Genomic DNA, 17,066 nt, shown 5'->3' with positions numbered 1-17,066 from the left:
GAGACTTATGGATCTGACAGAGTTTAATGAAATTCGTCCTTACAATGATGAGGAACTTCCTCAAATCTTTGAGGAACTGATTGCCGATCCGGCTTTTCAGAAAGCTGCTACCGGTGCTATACCGAACGTTCCATTTGAACTTCTGGCGCAAAAAATGCGTGCCTGTAAGACTAAGCTTGATTTTCAGGAGGCATTTTGCTATGGCATTTTGTGGAAGATAGCGGCAGATCATACTGCCGGACTGACACTGGATCATACCGCCATACCGGATAAAAGCAAAGCTTATACGTATATATCGAATCATAGAGACATTATTCTTGATTCGGGCTTTCTCTCTATTTTGTTGATTGACCAGGGAATGGATACGGTAGAAATTGCGATTGGCGACAATTTGCTTATTTATCCCTGGATTAAGAAACTGGTGCGTGTCAATAAATCATTTATTGTGCAGCGGGCGTTGACCATGCGGCAAATGTTGGAATCTTCAGCGCGTATGTCCCGTTATATGCATTACACCATTTCAGAGAAGAATCAGTCTATTTGGATTGCGCAGCGTGAAGGACGTGCAAAAGATTCGAATGACCGTACACAAGACAGTGTATTGAAAATGTTGGCAATGGGAGGTGAAGGCGATTTGATAGACCGCCTGATGGAAATGAATATTGCTCCGCTTGCTATTTCATACGAATATGATCCGTGTGATTTTCTGAAAGCGCAAGAGTTTCAGCTGAAGAGAGACATCGAAGGATATAAAAAGACGACACAGGACGATTTGATTAATATGCAGACAGGTCTTTTCGGATATAAAGGCAGGGTACATTTTCAGGTTGCTCCTTGTTTGAATGATGACTTGCAAGGCTTGGACCGTTCGTTGCCGAAACCGGATTTGTTTGCCCGTATTTCTGCCTGTCTTGATCGCCGCATCCATCGTAATTACCGGATATATCCGGGAAATTATGTGGCGTATGATTGGCTGAATGGCACAACGGAATTCGCGTCCAATTACACGGAAGAAGAGAAACTGCAGTTTATGAACTATATTGAACAACAATTAGCAAAGATCAAGATTCCGAATAAGGATGAAGACTTTTTGCGTGAGAAGTTGTTATTAATGTATTCCAATCCGTTAGTTAATTATTTAGCAGCTTGCCGATGAAAAGAAGAAAATTACATGTTGTTTGGTTGTGGGGATTGCTTTTCCTGATGACTGCCTGTGGAGATGATGACTATTATTATCCTTCGGTGAAACTGGAATTTGTGACTGTAGAGGCCGGAGAAGACGGTCGCATACAAACGCTTATTCCTGATAAGGGAGAAGTCTTGACTGTTTCGGAAGACCGTACGGGTTCTACTATCTCTCCAAACACTTCCCGACGTGTAATGAGTAACTATGAGGTGCTTTCCGGTGAGAACACCGCTACTATATATTCTTTGCAATCGCTCATAACGCCGGTACCTAAACCGGAAGATGATCCGGTTTACAAGGACGGTATAAAGCTGGATCCGGTAGAGATGGTCAGTATCTGGCTTGGAAGGGATTATCTGAATATGATTTTGAATCTCAAGGTCAGTACGGGCAAGGGACATGTTTTCGGTATAGTGGAAGATGTGTCCGAACTTAAAACAAATGGCATTGTGAATATGTTGTTATACCATGATGCGAACAGTGATGGAGAATACTATAATCGGCGTGCTTACATTTCTGTTCCTTTGGCGCAATATATAGATGAAGAGAATCCGGGTCGGACGATAAAGATTAAATTTAAATATTATACGTACGATAAGGATGGCTCTCCGATAGAATCTGATAAGTATTGTGATCCCGGGTTTGACTATACTCCGGGACAGAATTGAATAATGGAGTGTATATGTTTAAATTGAATCAATTAATCGTGGGAATATTTTTATTTCTCTCTTCCCTTTTCTCTTGTCAGCAGAAAGGGGATTTTCAATCAATGAATGTAGAGGAGTTTGATTCTCTTATTCAGAATGAGGATATACAACGTCTGGATGTTCGTACACTTGCGGAATATTCGGAGGGGCATATCACGAAGACGATCAACATCAATGTGATGGATGACTCTTTTGCTTCAATGGCTGATTCTTTGTTGCAAAAAGACAAACCGGTGGCTGTATATTGTCGCAGTGGAAAACGAAGCAAGAAGGCTGCGGCAATTTTGAGCGAGAGGGGATATAAAGTCTTTGAGCTTGATAAGGGATTTAATTCCTGGGAGGAAGCAGGTAAAGAAATAGAGAAATAAAGTGCTGATTTATCAGCACTTTATTTTTGGGGTTATTTCAGTCCTTCCAATAATCTTTTCAGAACGACAGTTGCCGAGATTTCACGGTTGGCAGCTTCCGGAATCACAATAGATTGCGGACTTTCAATGACATCGTCTGTCACAATCATATTTCTACGAACCGGAAGACAATGCATGAAATAAGCATTGTTGGTAACTGCCATTTGGCGGTCGCTGACAGTCCAATCACGATCTTTGCTTAATATCTGTCCATAGTTGTCGCCAGAATAAGCAGCCCAGTTCTTGGCATATATGAAGTCGGCTCCTTCGAAAGCCTTCATCTGGTCATATTCTACTTTTGCATTACCTACAAATTGCGGATCAAGCTCATAACCTTCGGGATGAGTGATGACAAATTCGTAATCCGTTGCATTCATCCATTCAGCAAAGGAATTAGGAACAGCCTGTGGCAATGGACGTGGATGAGGAGCCCAGGTCATAACTACTTTGGGACGTGCTGTTTTCTTGTATTCCTCGATGGTAATCAGGTCGGCAAAGCTCTGCAATGGGTGGCGTGTTGCCGCTTCCATCGAAAAGACAGGACGTCCGGAGTATTGGATGAATTGATTGATAATAGTTTCCTGATAGTCAAAGTCACGGTCTTCAAAACGGGCAAAAGAGCGTACTCCAATGATATCACAATAGCATCCCATAACCGGAATGGCTTCTAATATATGTTCCGGTTTATCACCATCCATAATTACGCCACGTTCAGTTTCCAATTTCCATGCACCTTGATTGATATCCAGTACCATTACATTCATTCCCAAATTGATGGCAGCTTTCTGTGTGCTGAGGCGGGTACGTAAACTAGAGTTGAAGAAGATCATCATTAAAGTCTTGTTTCGTCCCAGTTCTACATATTTGAAGCGCTCTTTTTTGATTTCGAATGCTTCTGCAAGGGCTGATTTTAAATCGCCAATGTCCTGTACACAAGTAAATTTCTTCATATCATTTATTTTTTAATTCTTAATTCTCAATTTTCAATTTCTTCTCGTTTGTCCATCTCCTTCAATGACCCATTTGTAAGAAGTGATTTCCTCCAGTCCCATCGGACCGCGTGCGTGTAGCTTTTGCGTGCTGATTCCGATTTCGGCTCCTAATCCGAATTGTGCCCCGTCAGTGAAAGCGGTAGACACATTGGTGTATACGCAAGCTGCGTCCACGATTCTGGTGAATAAAGCTGCACGTTCCCCGTTCTCGGTAACAATACACTCGCTATGTTTAGAACTGTTTTCCTGAATATGTCCTAAGGCATCTTCGAAGCTCTTTACAGTCTTGACAGCCATTTTATAATCCAGAAACTCCGTGCCGAAGCTTTCTGCTTTTGCATGTTCCAAGAGCTCGGCAGGATAGTGGCCTTCCAATGCCTGGTAAGCTTGCGGATCAGCATAAATAATGACACGGCTGTCTTTTAGTTTCTCGCAAATCAGAGAGAGGTCGGCCAGTCTCTTCTCATGTATAATGGTGCAATCCAATGCATTGCATACGCTAACTCTACGTGTCTTAGCATTATGAATAATGTCTGCTCCCTTGTTTGTATCCCCAAATTCATCGAAGTAAGTGTGACAGATACCTGCCCCTGTTTCAATGACAGGAATCCTTGCATTCTCGCGTACGAAATGAATAAGACTGCTGCTGCCTCTGGGGATAATCAAGTCTACGTAGCCCACAGCATTCAATAATGCTGCCGTAGCCTCTCTATCAGCCGGAAGTAATTCTACAATGTGCGGATTGATTTTGAACTTTTTCAATACTTTGTGAATCACACTGATGATGGCCCGGTTGGAACAATCGGCGTCACTTCCTCCTTTCAATATGCAGGCATTTCCGCTCTTCAGACAAAGGGAGAAAACATCAAAGCTAACATTAGGGCGCGCTTCATAAATGATTCCTATGACTCCGAAAGGAACGCTGACTTTCGTCAGCTTCATTCCATTGGGACGAACACTCTCTTTCAACACTTTACCCAAAGGAGAGGGGAGTGTTGCTACATTGCGTGTATCTGCGGCAATACCTTTCAAACGTTCTTCCGTCAGTTTCAACCGATCGTACTTCGGATCATTTTTGTCCATCCGTGCGAGGTCTTTTTCGTTCTCTGAAAGAATGAAAGGTGTTTCTGCAATTGCTGCGTCAGCTACTGCATTTAAAATCTGATTGATGACATCATCATTCAGCAGGGCTAATTCCCGACTTGCTACTTGTACAGCGGCAAAGGTCTCGTTTAAATTTGTAGTCATTTGCTCCTTTTTTGCATTAAATGGAAAGATAAACTATGCAAATATAGTGAATGATGTGAATAAAACTTGTTGAAAATAGAAATAAATGTTGCTCTTTACTTATTCACTGGGGTTTTTACAAGATTAATACTAAAAAAATACGAGACTCAATTCTGAATCTCGTATTTTTCATTTATGCACTATATTTATATAGTGCTTGTTATTCGAACTCCTATTTGGCATTATCTCATTGCCATGGAATGTCTTGTTCAATATCTTCTCCCATTTCTCCTGATTCGACTTCAATTCCTATGTCACTAGGTGTTCCTATATGTTCGATATTGGTTAGTGCGATAGAATGGGTATAGTTTCTCTTGAATGTGATACTGCTACTGATGATTGTCTTTTCTTCTGCTCCTGGAGTCTCTTCCCAAAATACTTCCACTTTTACATTCTCTGTTAAATGTTGATTATCACCAGTAGGTATATTGGCAGTGAGATTTCTCATGCTGACCATTTTTAATTCAGATTCAACAGTCTTATGAATATCTGCATTAGCATTCAAATAGATGCTTGGTGCGTCTTCAAGTTTTATTCTAAGACGTCCTTTCTCTAAACCTGTTTGTTTGAATTTTACTCCGAAAAAACGGCGATAGAGCATGATGTGATTTTGCATACCATCTGTTACTTCCACTTTATCGTTTAATCCATGATAACGTTCGATGAACGGACGGTTGCAGGCGTCTTGTGATCCGTTTCTCGTTTGTATTCTCGGGTTTTCAATATTGTATAAGAATTTGATTCCATCTGCTTGTTCGGCAGTCAGGAATTTGTTCAGGCATTCCCCTTTGATCTTTCCGCTACGTTCCAAATCGAAAGGGGCTCCGAAGAAGCCTTTTTCGTCTTTTATGATTGAGTCCTTTGCATTTGCAATCATAGAGCAAGAGATGCGATAAGTGTATCCATCAATAACTTTTATTTTTAGGTTATTGGGATCTTTCGCCTTGTCTAACTGGAAAATACCATAAGCGTATGGTTTTGAAGATGGATTCTGTCCCTCTTTGGGTGTCATGGTAATGGCGATTCCCACTAATGTTTCACTTTCATTAATTTTGGTTGGAGTTGTAGCGCGTGCCATGGGCAGTTCGGTTGAGAGGTAGTCTCCGTCCAGTTGTAAGTTAAGTTCGGAATACGTAGTAGGAGGTGCCTGATACAGATCTTTCTCCTTAATACATGATTGTAGAGTAAAAGCTGTGAATAGACAGCCTGCGATCATAAGATGTTTGATTTTCATATGAATCTTTTTTAGTAGTTGTTGAGTATGATAATTATTTCCCTATTTCTTGTTCTGATTCTTCCATTTCTGCTTCTTCACCAAAAGAGATAGTAGCATCCCCTATATGCTCATCTATCTTAACTATTTTGACTATGTTCTTTTTGTTTCTTTTCATTTTAATACTCTGATTGGTATATAGAGAATACCATTTCTCTTCATTGGCGGGGCGGTAGGAAATAGTGAAAGCGATTGTTTCTTCTTCCTTAAGTTTGGCCGTATAATAGTCGGATATATCGTACATAGAGATAATTCGTTCCTCCGTCCGGGATGTTCCATCTTTGGAATATAGTAGATAAAATGGAGCAACGTCCGCTGCTTTAATTTTGATGGAGTCACCCGGTGCAAGTTCGTCTGTAACGAATTGTATAGAATAATAAGCACGTTTCAATGTCATTGAAACGGAGGTATTCATATTGGGATTTGAAAAGTCCAATTGCTCACTGCCGAAAAAGCGTTTGACGGTAGGGTGAGTACTAATACTATCGCATTTTATATGCATTTCTCCTTTGTAAATATGTTGGTGAAATGCCCCATTGATATTCAGGGGATTGATTGAAATCTTTAGATCGTTGTTGACTAACCCGTTCACCTCTTTCTGCAGAGTAGATGAAAAAGGAAGTCCATAAAGTATGCTGTCACTTTGTATTGTATAATATGGGCGGTCTTTATATCCCAGGAAGCTGCAGTCAAAGCGATACACATATCCTTCGATTAACCCGATTTCTACTCGATATGGATTATCGAAAAGGCCTGAAGCATAGGGCTGAAAAGAAGTCAGTCCTTTTCCTTTCCAAAAAACATTAACTGCATATATTCCGTCAGCCACCGTGGAGGTGGAACGGCTTAAAGGTTGTTCGGCTACTTCAAGAAAAGGAGCTATGTTTAAACTGACATTAAACTCTCTGCCGACAGGAAATGACGGTGTACTGTTTACTTCAGGTTCATTCTTACTGCTCTCACAAGATATAATTGAGAATGTTAAAAATATGAGTATAAGGTTCCAATGTTTTAGTAGCATGGGGATTATATTGTTTGTTTAGAGGGCAAATATACTGCTATTAATAGTTTTTTGCAAATAAAGTCCCTGTATTTATGTTGCAGATGTCTATCTATAATACATTATGTAACTGAAAATAAAAAAGCTTGTCTTCAATAAAGAAGCTAATATTCTACCTGAATAAGAGCTTCATTTGGGTGCAGAAATGAGGTAAACTCATACAATTATAATTCAAACAAACTTCCGTAAACATTTCTCAACTATACTTATCCCTATGAGAAAAAATACTCATAGGGATGAGAAGAAATACTCATTACAATGAGAACTTTTTCTCATTGCTGTGAGAATATCCCCTTGCTAGAATAGGCTGAAACAGTTTATTACTGTGCAGTCATGAACAAGATTCACCTCTGTGTACTCTGTGGTGAAAACCGTACAGAAACAAGCTAATTTTAGTCTAAAATCGGATAAAACAGAAATTCTTATTATTAATTATTCAATGTATAGATAGTCATAATGTACTACTGGTTTCTTTCCATGCTTGCCAATCGCTTCTTGTGCCTGTTTGGAGTCACAGTTCACTTTTCCAACGCCAACCTGGTTTCCTTGAAAGTCCATGATACGTACAATGTCATCTTTCTCAAATTCACCTTCAATATGAGTGATTCCAATCGGGAGGATGCTGACAGCTTTTTCAGAGTTTAGAACTTCTGTAGCGCATTCATTTATGTGAATTTCCCCTTTGGCAAAACCTTCGCTATGGGCAATCCATTTTTTGACGCTGGATACCGGTTCGTCTGATGGTATAAAACGTGTACAAAGAGTTTCTTCAGGATGCTGTAATAAATCTACCAGAATATTATCCCGCTTCCCGTTGGCAATAATCACTGTAATTCCTTCATCAGCAACTTTGCGGGCAATATTGGTTTTCGTCAACATCCCCCCCCGTCCGAAACTGGACTTAGTTGTCTGAATATAGTTGGATAAGTCTTTGCCGTGACCGATCTCCCGGATAACAGAAGAGTTTGGATCGGAAGGAGAACCATTGTAAATCCCATCAATATTACTTAGGATAATGAGTGCCTGCGTATCCATCATCGAAGCGATGAGTCCGGACAATTCATCATTATCGGTGAACATCAGCTCGCTGACGGAAATTGTATCGTTTTCGTTGACAATAGGAATGACATTATTTTCAAGCATTACCGTCATGCAATTTTTCTGATTCAGATAATGGCGGCGAGTACCAAAACTTTCCTTCGTTGTCAGTACCTGGCCGACAGGGATATTGTGCTCACGGAAAAGTTCGTAGTAACGGTTGATTAGTTTGGCCTGACCCACAGCAGAAAATAATTGGCGCTGATCTACACTATCGAGTTTTTTCTGCGGATGCACTTCACTGCGTCCGGAAGCAACAGCTCCCGAAGAAATCAAAATGATTTCTACCCCGGACTTGTGTAATTCCGCTATCTGGTCAACAAGTGCCGACATACGGGTAACGTCCAGCGTTCCGTCGCGGCGTGTTAATACATTGCTTCCTACTTTTACTGCGATTCGTGTAAATTCCTGTTTCATCCTTACTAACGATTTGAAAGCACAAATATAGAGCTTTTTGCCGATATGCTACCAAAACAGGCTAAAAAGAATTATCTTTGCAGCTAGATAGAGAAAAGATAAACAATGAAACATACAAATCCACAAGTAGAACAGATGACCTCCTTCATCGTAATGGATGTGTTGGAGAGGGCAAACGAATTACAGAAACAAGGTGTTGATATTATTCATTTGGAAGTTGGTGAACCCGATTTTGATGTACCGTCTTGTGTGTCGGAAGCAGCAAAAGCGGCTTATGATCGTCATCTTACTCACTATACACATTCTTTGGGAGACCCGGAACTCCGGCGGGAAATTGCTGCTTTTTATCTACGGGAATATGGAGTGACGGTAGATCCGGATTGCATTGTGGTGACTTCCGGCTCTTCTCCATCCATTCTTCTTGCGTTGATGTTGCTCTGTAATACGGATAGTGAAGTGATTCTTTCCAATCCGGGATACGCTTGTTACCGTAATTTTGTGTTGGCTACCCAGGCTAAACCCGTTTTGGTTCCTTTGTCTAAAGAATATCTGCAATACGACATAGAAGCTATTCGTAAATGTGTGAATCCACATACAGCGGCTATCTTTATCAATTCTCCGATGAATCCGACCGGAATGTTGCTGGATGAAAAATTCTTAAGAGAAGTGGCAGCATTGGGAGTTCCTGTTATTTCGGATGAGATTTATCATGGACTTGTCTATGAAGGACGTGCGCACAGCATTCTTGAATATACCGATCAGGCTTTTGTCTTGAACGGATTTTCTAAACGTTTTGCGATGACAGGTCTTCGACTGGGCTATTTGATAGCTCCTAAATCTTGTATGCGTTCTTTGCAGAAGTTGCAGCAAAATCTATTTATTTGTGCGTCCAGCGTTGCCCAACAGGCTGGGATTGCAGCATTGCGGCAGGCTGATTCGGATGTGGAACGGATGAAGCAGATTTATGATGAGCGTCGCCGGTACATGATTACTCGTCTTCGGGAAATGGGGTTTGAGATTAAAGTAGAACCTCAAGGAGCATTTTACATTTTTGCCAACGCACGTAAATTCACAACCGACTCTTATCGCTTTGCATTCGATGTACTCGAACATGCGAATGTCGGCATTACTCCCGGGGTGGACTTTGGTACGGGAGGTGAAGGATATGTACGCTTCTCCTATGCAAACTCATTGGAGAATATCAAAGAAGGACTGGACCGTATCAATCGCTACCTTTCTCGTCCCGACTTCTGATTAGCTCGGTGGCTGCTTCGTATTCTTCCTCTGTCACGAGGACGGATACGGAAGGAGCGATATAGGGTGCTAATGTCCCCATAATTCCATCTTTGATTACACAACGGATATTGTTGCTTTCTAATAACCCTTTAATGATCTCGGCTTCCCAGGGGGATCCGGAGAATACTTCTATTGCCTTGCTATAATCTTCTTCTTTCATGATCTTACTTATTAGGGGTTGTTATCTACAAATATAACAAAAAAGAGAGAGAAATGGTTATTTATTTTCTTAAAAATTATTCGAGTGTGATATGTTTTACGCTAATCTGCTGTTTAAGGAAAGTAGAGGCCGATTCTGAAAACTTTTCCTCCGCTTCGGTCGTGTAAAACTGGCAGTTGCCATTCTTGGTACATTTGGCATCCATTTCGGGATGTCTTTTCAGATAGTCTTTCAGGCTTTCTGCAACATACTCTCCTTGTGCAATTATACTGATATGATCCGGAATGTATTGCCGGATTTTAGGTAGGAGTATGGGGAAGTGGGTACATCCGAGGATGACAGTATCTATTTGAGGATCCTTTGACAGTAATTGGTCGATGTACTTCCGGATAAAATAGTCTGCTCCTTCGTCTTGTGATTCGTTATTCTCAACTAAGGATACCCACATCGGACATGCTGTCCCGCTGACTTGAATTTCAGGAAACAGTTTATGTATTTCTAATGGATACGATTCGGATTTGATGGTGCCTGCTGTTGCCAGTACGCCGATATGCTGATTCTTGCTAATCTCTCCAACACATTCTACAGTGGGGCGGATGACTCCGAGCACACGGCGGGCAGGATCGATTTGGGGTAAATCATTCATCTGAATGCTGCGCAAGGCTTTGGCGGAAGCAGTATTGCAAGCTAATATAACCAGATGGCATCCCATATCAAACAGTTTGTTGACGGCTTGCCGGGTAAATTCGTATACGACTTCGAAAGAACGTGTCCCATAGGGGGCACGTGCATTATCTCCCAAATAGATATAATCATATTCCGGTAATACTTCTCTAATCTTGTCTAAGATGGTCAGACCTCCGTAGCCGGAGTCGAATACTCCGATTGGGCCGGGCGTATGGGATAGATGTTGCTTCATGACAAACTTGATTTATATACGCAAATGTACACCAAAAAAAGGGAAAGAGAAAGAAGATGATCCTTCTTTCTCTTTCCCTTTTGGTATTTCTTTATTCTTGGTCAGATCTTATTTGATACCAAGATTTGCTTTTACCTTGTTAGTCAAGTTGATGCTCTGTGATTCGTTCACGTAAGGAATCGAAGTTCTTGCCAGGTCGAAGATATAGACCACGCCTTCAGCAGCACCTACTGCTTTGATAGCATTGTCCAACTTCTGGTAGATAGGAGCCATTGCATCATTTTGAGCTTTCTGCATTTGTTGTTGAGCATCCTGTTGGAATTGCTCTTGTCTCTGCATCATATCCTGCAACTCTTTCTGTCTTCTTTCAGCGATGTTAGGAGGAAGAGAATCCTTAGCGATAGCTTGTTGGAATTCCTGATATTTCTTGTTGAATTCTTCCTGCGTTCTCTGTAGTTCGGCAGTAAGTTGTTTTTCTAAAGTCTGAATATCATTTTGAGCTTTGGTGAATTCCGGCATCACAGTGATGATTTCCTGTGCATTAATGTGGCCGAATTTCAGGTTCTGTGCAAATACACCCATTGGGAGTGCAAGCAACATTACAAGTGCAATTTTTTTTAGCATAGTTCTATAATTTATTTGAATGATTTTTAGTTATTTCCAGCTGCAAATGTATGAAATTAATTTGAATATCCTAATTTTCTTAGGATTTCATCACTAATATCTATGCGTGGATTTGCAAATATTATACCTGTAGCAGAGGCTCTGTCAATTACCATATCATATCCATGTTGCTGTGATATAGCTTTCACTGCTTCATAAATATCATCCTGAATCGGAGTAATCAACTTGTCTCTCATCTTGGCTAATTCGCCTTCCGGACCGAAGTAGTTGCGCTTCAGCTCGGCTGCTTCTTTTTCCTTCGCTACGATTGCATCTTCTGTCTTTGTTTTTTGTGCGGCAGAAAGAGTGGAAGATTTTGCCTGGTAATCCTGGAACATCTTCTGTGCTTCTTTAGCCAGAGCTTCTACTTCACTCTGGTATTTTTTCGTAGCTTCTTGCATTTGCTCATTAGCGCTTTGAGCTGCCGGAATATTCTTCATAATATATTCCGTATCGATCAGTGCAAATTTCTGTGCATTTGCTGCCATGCTGACAGCAAATAGCATCATGATTAATAGAACAGACTTTCTCATAACGTTTAGTTTTTGATGATACATTAGAATTCTTGTCCTAAGATAAAGTGGAACTGGCTTCCTCCATATTGTTTAGAACCAAATACTTTGTCGAAACCGTAACCCCAGTCAATACCCATCATACCAATCATCGGAAGGAAGATACGAACACCGACACCGGCAGAACGTTTCAACTCGAATGGATTGAATTTCTTGATATCATGCCATGCGTTACCTGCTTCAAGGAAACCTAACACATAAATGTTGGTACTTGTTTCCAGCATCAACGGATATCTCAATTCGATACCGAGACGTGCATAGGCATAACCTTCAGAACCGTATGGTGTTAATGAGCTGTTTTCGTAACCACGCAAAGCGATACTTTCAGTTGCATAAGTTGAATAACCGGTCATACCGTCACCACCTACATCGAATGTGCCGAACGGAGATTTCTTGTATTGGTTATAGTGGCCCAACAGACCGAATTCCGTACGTGTCATTAATACCAGACATTTAGGATGAGCAACCGGATCCATCAGCGGAGTATATGTTTTGCCTTTGAATTTCCATTTGTGGTATTCTATCCATTTATGAAGCTTATTCATGTTGTCCTGGGTAATGCTACCTGTTTCAGGGTTGCTGTAATATCCCTTATAGTCTTTACCGTCCATCAACGAGTAAGGCGGTGTGAACTGAACTGACAGTGAGAAATCTGAACCCGAACGAGGGAAGATTGGGTTGTCAATAGAGTTACGAGCCAAAGTCAATGAAATGCTAAGGTCATTACATTTACCGTTGGTGACCGGGAAGTATTGCCAGTCGCTCAAGTTATAACGTTGGTAAGCTAATTCTGCGGAAAGAGTGAAATAGTCATCCGGCCATTTCAGACGTTTACCCCAACCTACGGAAAGTCCCCACATCTTGATAGATTTATCAGGGTCATAATAGTTTTCGTAGTTGTTATAGTTACCATAGTTGTACATACCATAACCACCGTAGCCACTATACATACTGTTGTAGTAGTTGTTGAAGTAGCTGGAGTTGTAGTAACGGCTACTGATATCTGTCTGTACAGAGAAGAATGCCGATACAGAGAATGAATTCGGACGTTTACCGCCAAACCATGGATCGAAGAAGGAAATACTGTATGATTGGTAGTATTTAGCGTTCGTCTGTCCGCTGATAGTCAATGTCTGACCATCACCTTGCGGAAGGATACCACGGTAGTTTTCACCCGGGTGCAACAAGTTGGCTACAGAGAAGTTGGTAAACTTCAAGCTCAACTTACCGATAATACCCGTCTGTCCCCAACCTGCAGAGAATTCCACCTGGTCGTTAGCTTTGGAAGTCAAAGGCAAACCTATGTCAACAGTTCCGTTCATCGGATCCGGTTGAATATCTGGTTGCAGCTTTTCCGGGTCAAAGTGTCCCATCTGCTGAATTTCACGCAAAGAACGCATCAAGTCTTCTTTGCTGAACAATTGTCCCGGACGAATACGAAGTTCACGGCGAACAACGTTTTCATACAAACGGTCATTACCACTGATCTTGATCTTATTGATAGTAGCCTGACGGCCTTCATAGATTCTCATTTCGAGGTCGATAGAGTCGCCAACGATATTTACTTCTACCGGGTCGAGGTTATAGAACAGGTAACCGTTGTTGTAATATAAGTTACCGATAGCGTCATCATCTGTAGAAACACGCTCGTTCAATAACTTCTGGTTGTATACGTCACCTTTCTTCATGCGGAGCAGGAAGTTCAACTGTTCTGACGGATAGAGAGTGTTACCTACCCATGTAACGTTACGCAGATAATATTTTTGTCCTTCGTCTATATTTAAATAAACGTTTACAGTCTTTTCGTCATACTGTGAAACGCTGTCTTTTACAATCATTGCATCACGGTATCCCAACTCATTATATTTGTCGATAATCAGTTGCTTATCTGCCTCGAAGTTCTCCGGCACGAATTTCTTGGTGCGGAACAAGTTACGAAGTTTACCTTTCTCATTGGTTTTCTTCATTACTTTCTTCAGCTTAGAAGCCTTGATTGCATGATTACCAACGATTTGTATTTCGTGTACTTTGATTTTTTCTTTTTTGTCGATATCAATGTCGACGATCACCTGATTTTCGCTGGATGGATCGTCTTTCTGCGAGATGATTACTTCTGCATTTTTGAATCCCTTATCGTCGAAATAACGTTTGATTAATGTCTTGGCACGGTCTACGGTATTCGGAGTAATCTGCATACCTTTTACCATTCCCAGCTTGCTTTCAAGATCGGTACGTTCCGACTTCTTCACACCATGATAGCGCACATCTGCGATACGCGGGCGTTGTGTCAGACTGATTTTTAACCAGATTTTGTCGCCTTCAATTTTCTCGGCTGTGATTTGTACGTTTGAGAACAAACCATGACGCCAATAACGTTTGATTGCTCCAGTAATTTCGTCACCCGGCACAGTAATTGTTTGTCCTACCGATAGTCCGGATAGTCCAATCAATACATAGTCTTCATAATTCTTTACGCCTTCGACTTTAATATCTGCTATCTCATACTTTTTGGGTGTTCCGGAGTATAAGATGACAGGTTTCGAGTCTTCATCAGTGTTAGCATTTTGCGCAATGCCTGTTGTCGCAAAGCAGCACAGGCAGACAAACGTTATGAATATAAAGGAAATACGATAATGCATTTATGTTATAATTTGATGTTTCGAGTTATATTAGCTGATCTGTTCACTGGTTTTGCCGAATCGGCGTTCCCTTTGTTGATATTCCCAAATGGCCTTGTAGAGTTCTTCTTTATCGAAGTCGGGCCAAAAGGTGTCACAAAAATAAAGTTCCGAATAAGCGCATTGCCATAGGAGGTAATTGCTTAGCCGGATTTCTCCTCCCGTGCGGATCAGTAGATCTGGATCGGGCATAAATTTAGTATCCAGATGAGATGAAATACATTCATCCGTTATCTGTTCGGGAGACATTTCTCCTGCTTTTATCAGTGTTGCTATTTGCCGTACAGCTTCGGTTATCTCCCAACGGGATGAGTAACTAAGAGCTAATACCATATACATACCACTATTCTTGGATGTACGTTCTATACATGATGCCAAACTTTTCTGGACTTCAACAGGCAACTTTTTGAAATCACCGATTACATTGAAGCGAATATTGTTTTTCATCAATGTCTCTTCTTCAATAGATTCTAGCAATAGATTCATCAGAGCCGCAATCTCGTCTTGCGGCCGATTCCAGTTCTCGGTTGAGAAGGTGTACAGTGTCAGGTACTTGATTCCCAAACGGGCGGCATCTTCGGTAATATTCTGTACCGTTTCTGCGCCAGCACGGTGACCGTAAGTACGTTCTTCTCCTCGTTGTTTTGCCCATCGTCCGTTCCCATCCATAATGATGGCCACGTGTTGTGGTATCCGAGTTTTGTCTATTTGTTCTATATAGGACATCTTTTTATTTTAAACGTATACGTTTTTATTTGCCAGCATTTGCCAAATCAAACCATAGCTGATTAAGACGGCCACGCCAGATTTCTGAATCATGGCTATATGGACCTCTATCTTTAATCTCAGTTGCTCGAGTTTCTTCTTTCTTTTTTACCTCTTCTTTAAAGGTTACATTTGTTTCTTTTCCAAACAGAAAATATATGTATTCATTCTTTGTGTCTTGTATCACTGAATACTTTGTTCTTCCCCTGAATTCAGGTTTCTCTTTAGTCGAAACGGTAAGCACTGACTCACTCCAGTCATGCTTAGGGAATGAGAACTTTTTATTAGCTTTATTCCATGCAAATCCCTCGCTGCCAGAAACATAAATTGATTCAAATTCGTCTCCCCAAATATATAACAGCTCGTTATAATAGATGATGGTTGGATTCTTAAATTCAGGACAATATCCCACGGTGGAAGTTGTACCCACTTCTGCCCATGTTGTTCCATCATATCCCCATGCAACTGTTACCGGAATTTCTTTGTTATTAACTGTAATATTGATGGCAGGATCGTGTTTTCCAACAACAATATTTTGATATTGCTTTCCCTTCTTGAATGTGGTATAAGAGATGTTGTTAACAGGGAAATTGCTCTCTGCTTCTCCTAACTTTTCTTCTATTGAACCTGCTGATCCTGCTAATCTCGATTCTAAGATTGAATACAAATATCTTTGCTGATTCTCTTCTTTTATATAGGTTATTTTAGAATCAGTTTCGGCATCGTTCATTGGTAACCTTGAAACGAGAGTTGTTACATTGCCTGAAAACTTATCCGAAATCGCCCAGGTCTTCCCGTCAGTAGAACTATATACCTTATTATCAACTGTTGCCAATATGGTATTTGTTAAAGGAATGATTGAATTAGGAAGTTTACTCAAACCTGTAACGGTGCCTCCAGACGACCAATTCGACAAATTATTGCTAGTATAGACTTTTAATTCAGAACCTTGTACTGAATAGGTAAGATATTCATTAGCGAATTTAATCGTTTTCTGTGCCTCTGTAATAGTGTTTAGGTATTCTCCTACGTAATTCCATTTCAACGAATCCGGATCATAGTCATGCACATTTACCTTAATAGTATATTCCTTAGTTTGATTAGGAGATATTCCCGCTAATGCTTCTGTTGACCATACCTTTATAGTAAGTGGCTTCCGGAGATCGATAGAATCATTGATGTTTATGACAGAATCGTTACCGTTTTTGTCTTTCATTGTTACGACGCCTGATGCCGTAGTTAATGTTTTGATTAAAATCTTGTCAATGATGGTATCGGCATGAACAGGAAGAGAGTCCTCGTTATAAATTTCACGTGATAATTGATCAATAGTGAATTTATAACTCCCAAGGCCTGCTGTGTCAAGTGCAAACGCATGGATAGTTGCATCCGGGCTATATTCGATGTTATTATCGTCATCAAGACATGACGTTATAACAAATGACACCATGAAAAAACTCGCAATGAATGATAAAAACTTTATTCTCATTTGAAAGATTGTGTTTATTTACAAGTTGCAAAAATAGAAACATTTTTTCCGATAATGAACATTACAGGTAAGTTTTATATAAAATTATAGATAATAA

The 17,066-nt window shown here is 40.6% G+C and carries 16 protein-coding genes; 4 read left to right on the top strand and 12 right to left on the bottom strand.

The window, feature by feature from the left end:
- Positions 1 to 7 precede the first annotated feature (7 nt).
- Genes DXB58_RS05880 through DXB58_RS05870 form a run of 3 tightly spaced genes read left to right on the top strand, consistent with a single transcriptional unit; the run spans position 8 to position 2,261 of the window.
- Positions 8 to 1,156 (top strand): 1-acyl-sn-glycerol-3-phosphate acyltransferase, encoded by a 1,149-nt coding sequence (locus DXB58_RS05880; protein WP_004324584.1) that lies wholly within the window; start codon positions 8 to 10, stop codon positions 1,154 to 1,156.
- Positions 1,153 to 1,854, top strand: a complete 702-nt coding sequence (locus DXB58_RS05875; protein ID WP_122136201.1) for a NigD-like C-terminal domain-containing protein — start codon at positions 1,153 to 1,155, stop codon at positions 1,852 to 1,854. The genes DXB58_RS05880 and DXB58_RS05875 overlap by 4 nt, the downstream gene beginning before the upstream one ends.
- Positions 1,855 to 1,868: 14 nt before the next feature.
- The gene (locus DXB58_RS05870; protein ID WP_122136200.1) at positions 1,869 to 2,261 is read left to right on the top strand and encodes a rhodanese-like domain-containing protein; all 393 of its coding nucleotides are present in this window, start codon (positions 1,869 to 1,871) and stop codon (positions 2,259 to 2,261) included.
- 32 nt (positions 2,262 to 2,293) lie between these two features.
- Here DXB58_RS05870 and DXB58_RS05865 read toward each other — a convergent pair whose 3' ends face one another.
- From DXB58_RS05865 to proB, 5 genes are all read right to left on the bottom strand, one after another.
- Positions 2,294 to 3,250 (bottom strand): acetylornithine carbamoyltransferase, encoded by a 957-nt coding sequence (locus tag DXB58_RS05865; RefSeq protein ID WP_004324587.1) that lies wholly within the window; start codon positions 3,248 to 3,250, stop codon positions 2,294 to 2,296.
- Between the two features lie 33 nt (positions 3,251 to 3,283).
- Entirely contained in the window at positions 3,284 to 4,540 is a 1,257-nt protein-coding gene (locus DXB58_RS05860; RefSeq protein ID WP_004324588.1) for a glutamate-5-semialdehyde dehydrogenase, read from the bottom strand.
- A gap of 226 nt (positions 4,541 to 4,766) precedes the next feature.
- Complete coding sequence (locus DXB58_RS05855; RefSeq protein ID WP_004299773.1) at positions 4,767 to 5,813, bottom strand: hypothetical protein; 1,047 nt, start codon at positions 5,811 to 5,813, stop codon at positions 4,767 to 4,769.
- A gap of 34 nt (positions 5,814 to 5,847) precedes the next feature.
- Positions 5,848 to 6,873 carry a hypothetical protein gene (locus tag DXB58_RS05850; protein WP_074637329.1) on the bottom strand — a complete coding sequence of 342 codons (1,026 nt, stop codon included), beginning with the start codon at positions 6,871 to 6,873 and terminating at the stop codon, positions 5,848 to 5,850.
- A 471-nt stretch (positions 6,874 to 7,344) separates the two neighbouring features.
- A complete protein-coding gene (gene proB, locus DXB58_RS05845) occupies positions 7,345 to 8,427 on the bottom strand; it encodes a glutamate 5-kinase (RefSeq protein WP_004310504.1) in 1,083 nt (360 codons plus the stop codon).
- A gap of 105 nt (positions 8,428 to 8,532) precedes the next feature.
- On the opposite strand from proB, the gene DXB58_RS05840 reads away from it, so the two are divergent.
- Positions 8,533 to 9,681, top strand: a complete 1,149-nt coding sequence (locus tag DXB58_RS05840; RefSeq protein WP_122136199.1) for a pyridoxal phosphate-dependent aminotransferase — start codon at positions 8,533 to 8,535, stop codon at positions 9,679 to 9,681.
- Here DXB58_RS05840 and DXB58_RS05835 read toward each other — a convergent pair.
- From DXB58_RS05835 to DXB58_RS05805, 7 genes are all read right to left on the bottom strand, one after another.
- A complete protein-coding gene (locus DXB58_RS05835; protein WP_004299777.1) occupies positions 9,650 to 9,883 on the bottom strand; it encodes a DUF2007-related protein in 234 nt (77 codons plus the stop codon). The genes DXB58_RS05840 and DXB58_RS05835 overlap by 32 nt on opposite strands.
- A gap of 76 nt (positions 9,884 to 9,959) precedes the next feature.
- Positions 9,960 to 10,802 carry a glutamate racemase gene (gene murI / locus DXB58_RS05830; RefSeq protein WP_122136198.1) on the bottom strand — a complete coding sequence of 281 codons (843 nt, stop codon included), beginning with the start codon at positions 10,800 to 10,802 and terminating at the stop codon, positions 9,960 to 9,962.
- A 108-nt stretch (positions 10,803 to 10,910) separates the two neighbouring features.
- Complete coding sequence (locus DXB58_RS05825; protein WP_008997929.1) at positions 10,911 to 11,426, bottom strand: OmpH family outer membrane protein; 516 nt, start codon at positions 11,424 to 11,426, stop codon at positions 10,911 to 10,913.
- 56 nt (positions 11,427 to 11,482) lie between these two features.
- A complete protein-coding gene (locus tag DXB58_RS05820) occupies positions 11,483 to 11,998 on the bottom strand; it encodes an OmpH family outer membrane protein (RefSeq protein ID WP_004310500.1) in 516 nt (171 codons plus the stop codon).
- A gap of 23 nt (positions 11,999 to 12,021) precedes the next feature.
- Positions 12,022 to 14,676 (bottom strand): outer membrane protein assembly factor BamA, encoded by a 2,655-nt coding sequence (gene bamA, locus DXB58_RS05815; protein ID WP_008997928.1) that lies wholly within the window; start codon positions 14,674 to 14,676, stop codon positions 12,022 to 12,024.
- A 30-nt stretch (positions 14,677 to 14,706) separates the two neighbouring features.
- Entirely contained in the window at positions 14,707 to 15,441 is a 735-nt protein-coding gene (locus DXB58_RS05810) for an isoprenyl transferase (RefSeq protein ID WP_004299782.1), read from the bottom strand.
- Positions 15,442 to 15,466: 25 nt separating this feature from the next.
- Positions 15,467 to 16,969 (bottom strand): DUF6242 domain-containing protein, encoded by a 1,503-nt coding sequence (locus DXB58_RS05805; RefSeq protein WP_122136197.1) that lies wholly within the window; start codon positions 16,967 to 16,969, stop codon positions 15,467 to 15,469.
- Between the last annotated feature and the right edge of the window lie 97 nt (positions 16,970 to 17,066).

Source organism: Bacteroides sp. OM05-10AA, from assembly GCF_003439055.1.
Taxonomy (GTDB): Bacteria; Bacteroidota; Bacteroidia; order Bacteroidales; family Bacteroidaceae; genus Bacteroides; species Bacteroides intestinigallinarum.
Note: the sequence above shows the minus strand (reverse complement) of the source record. Positions and strands in the feature narration are given on the sequence as shown.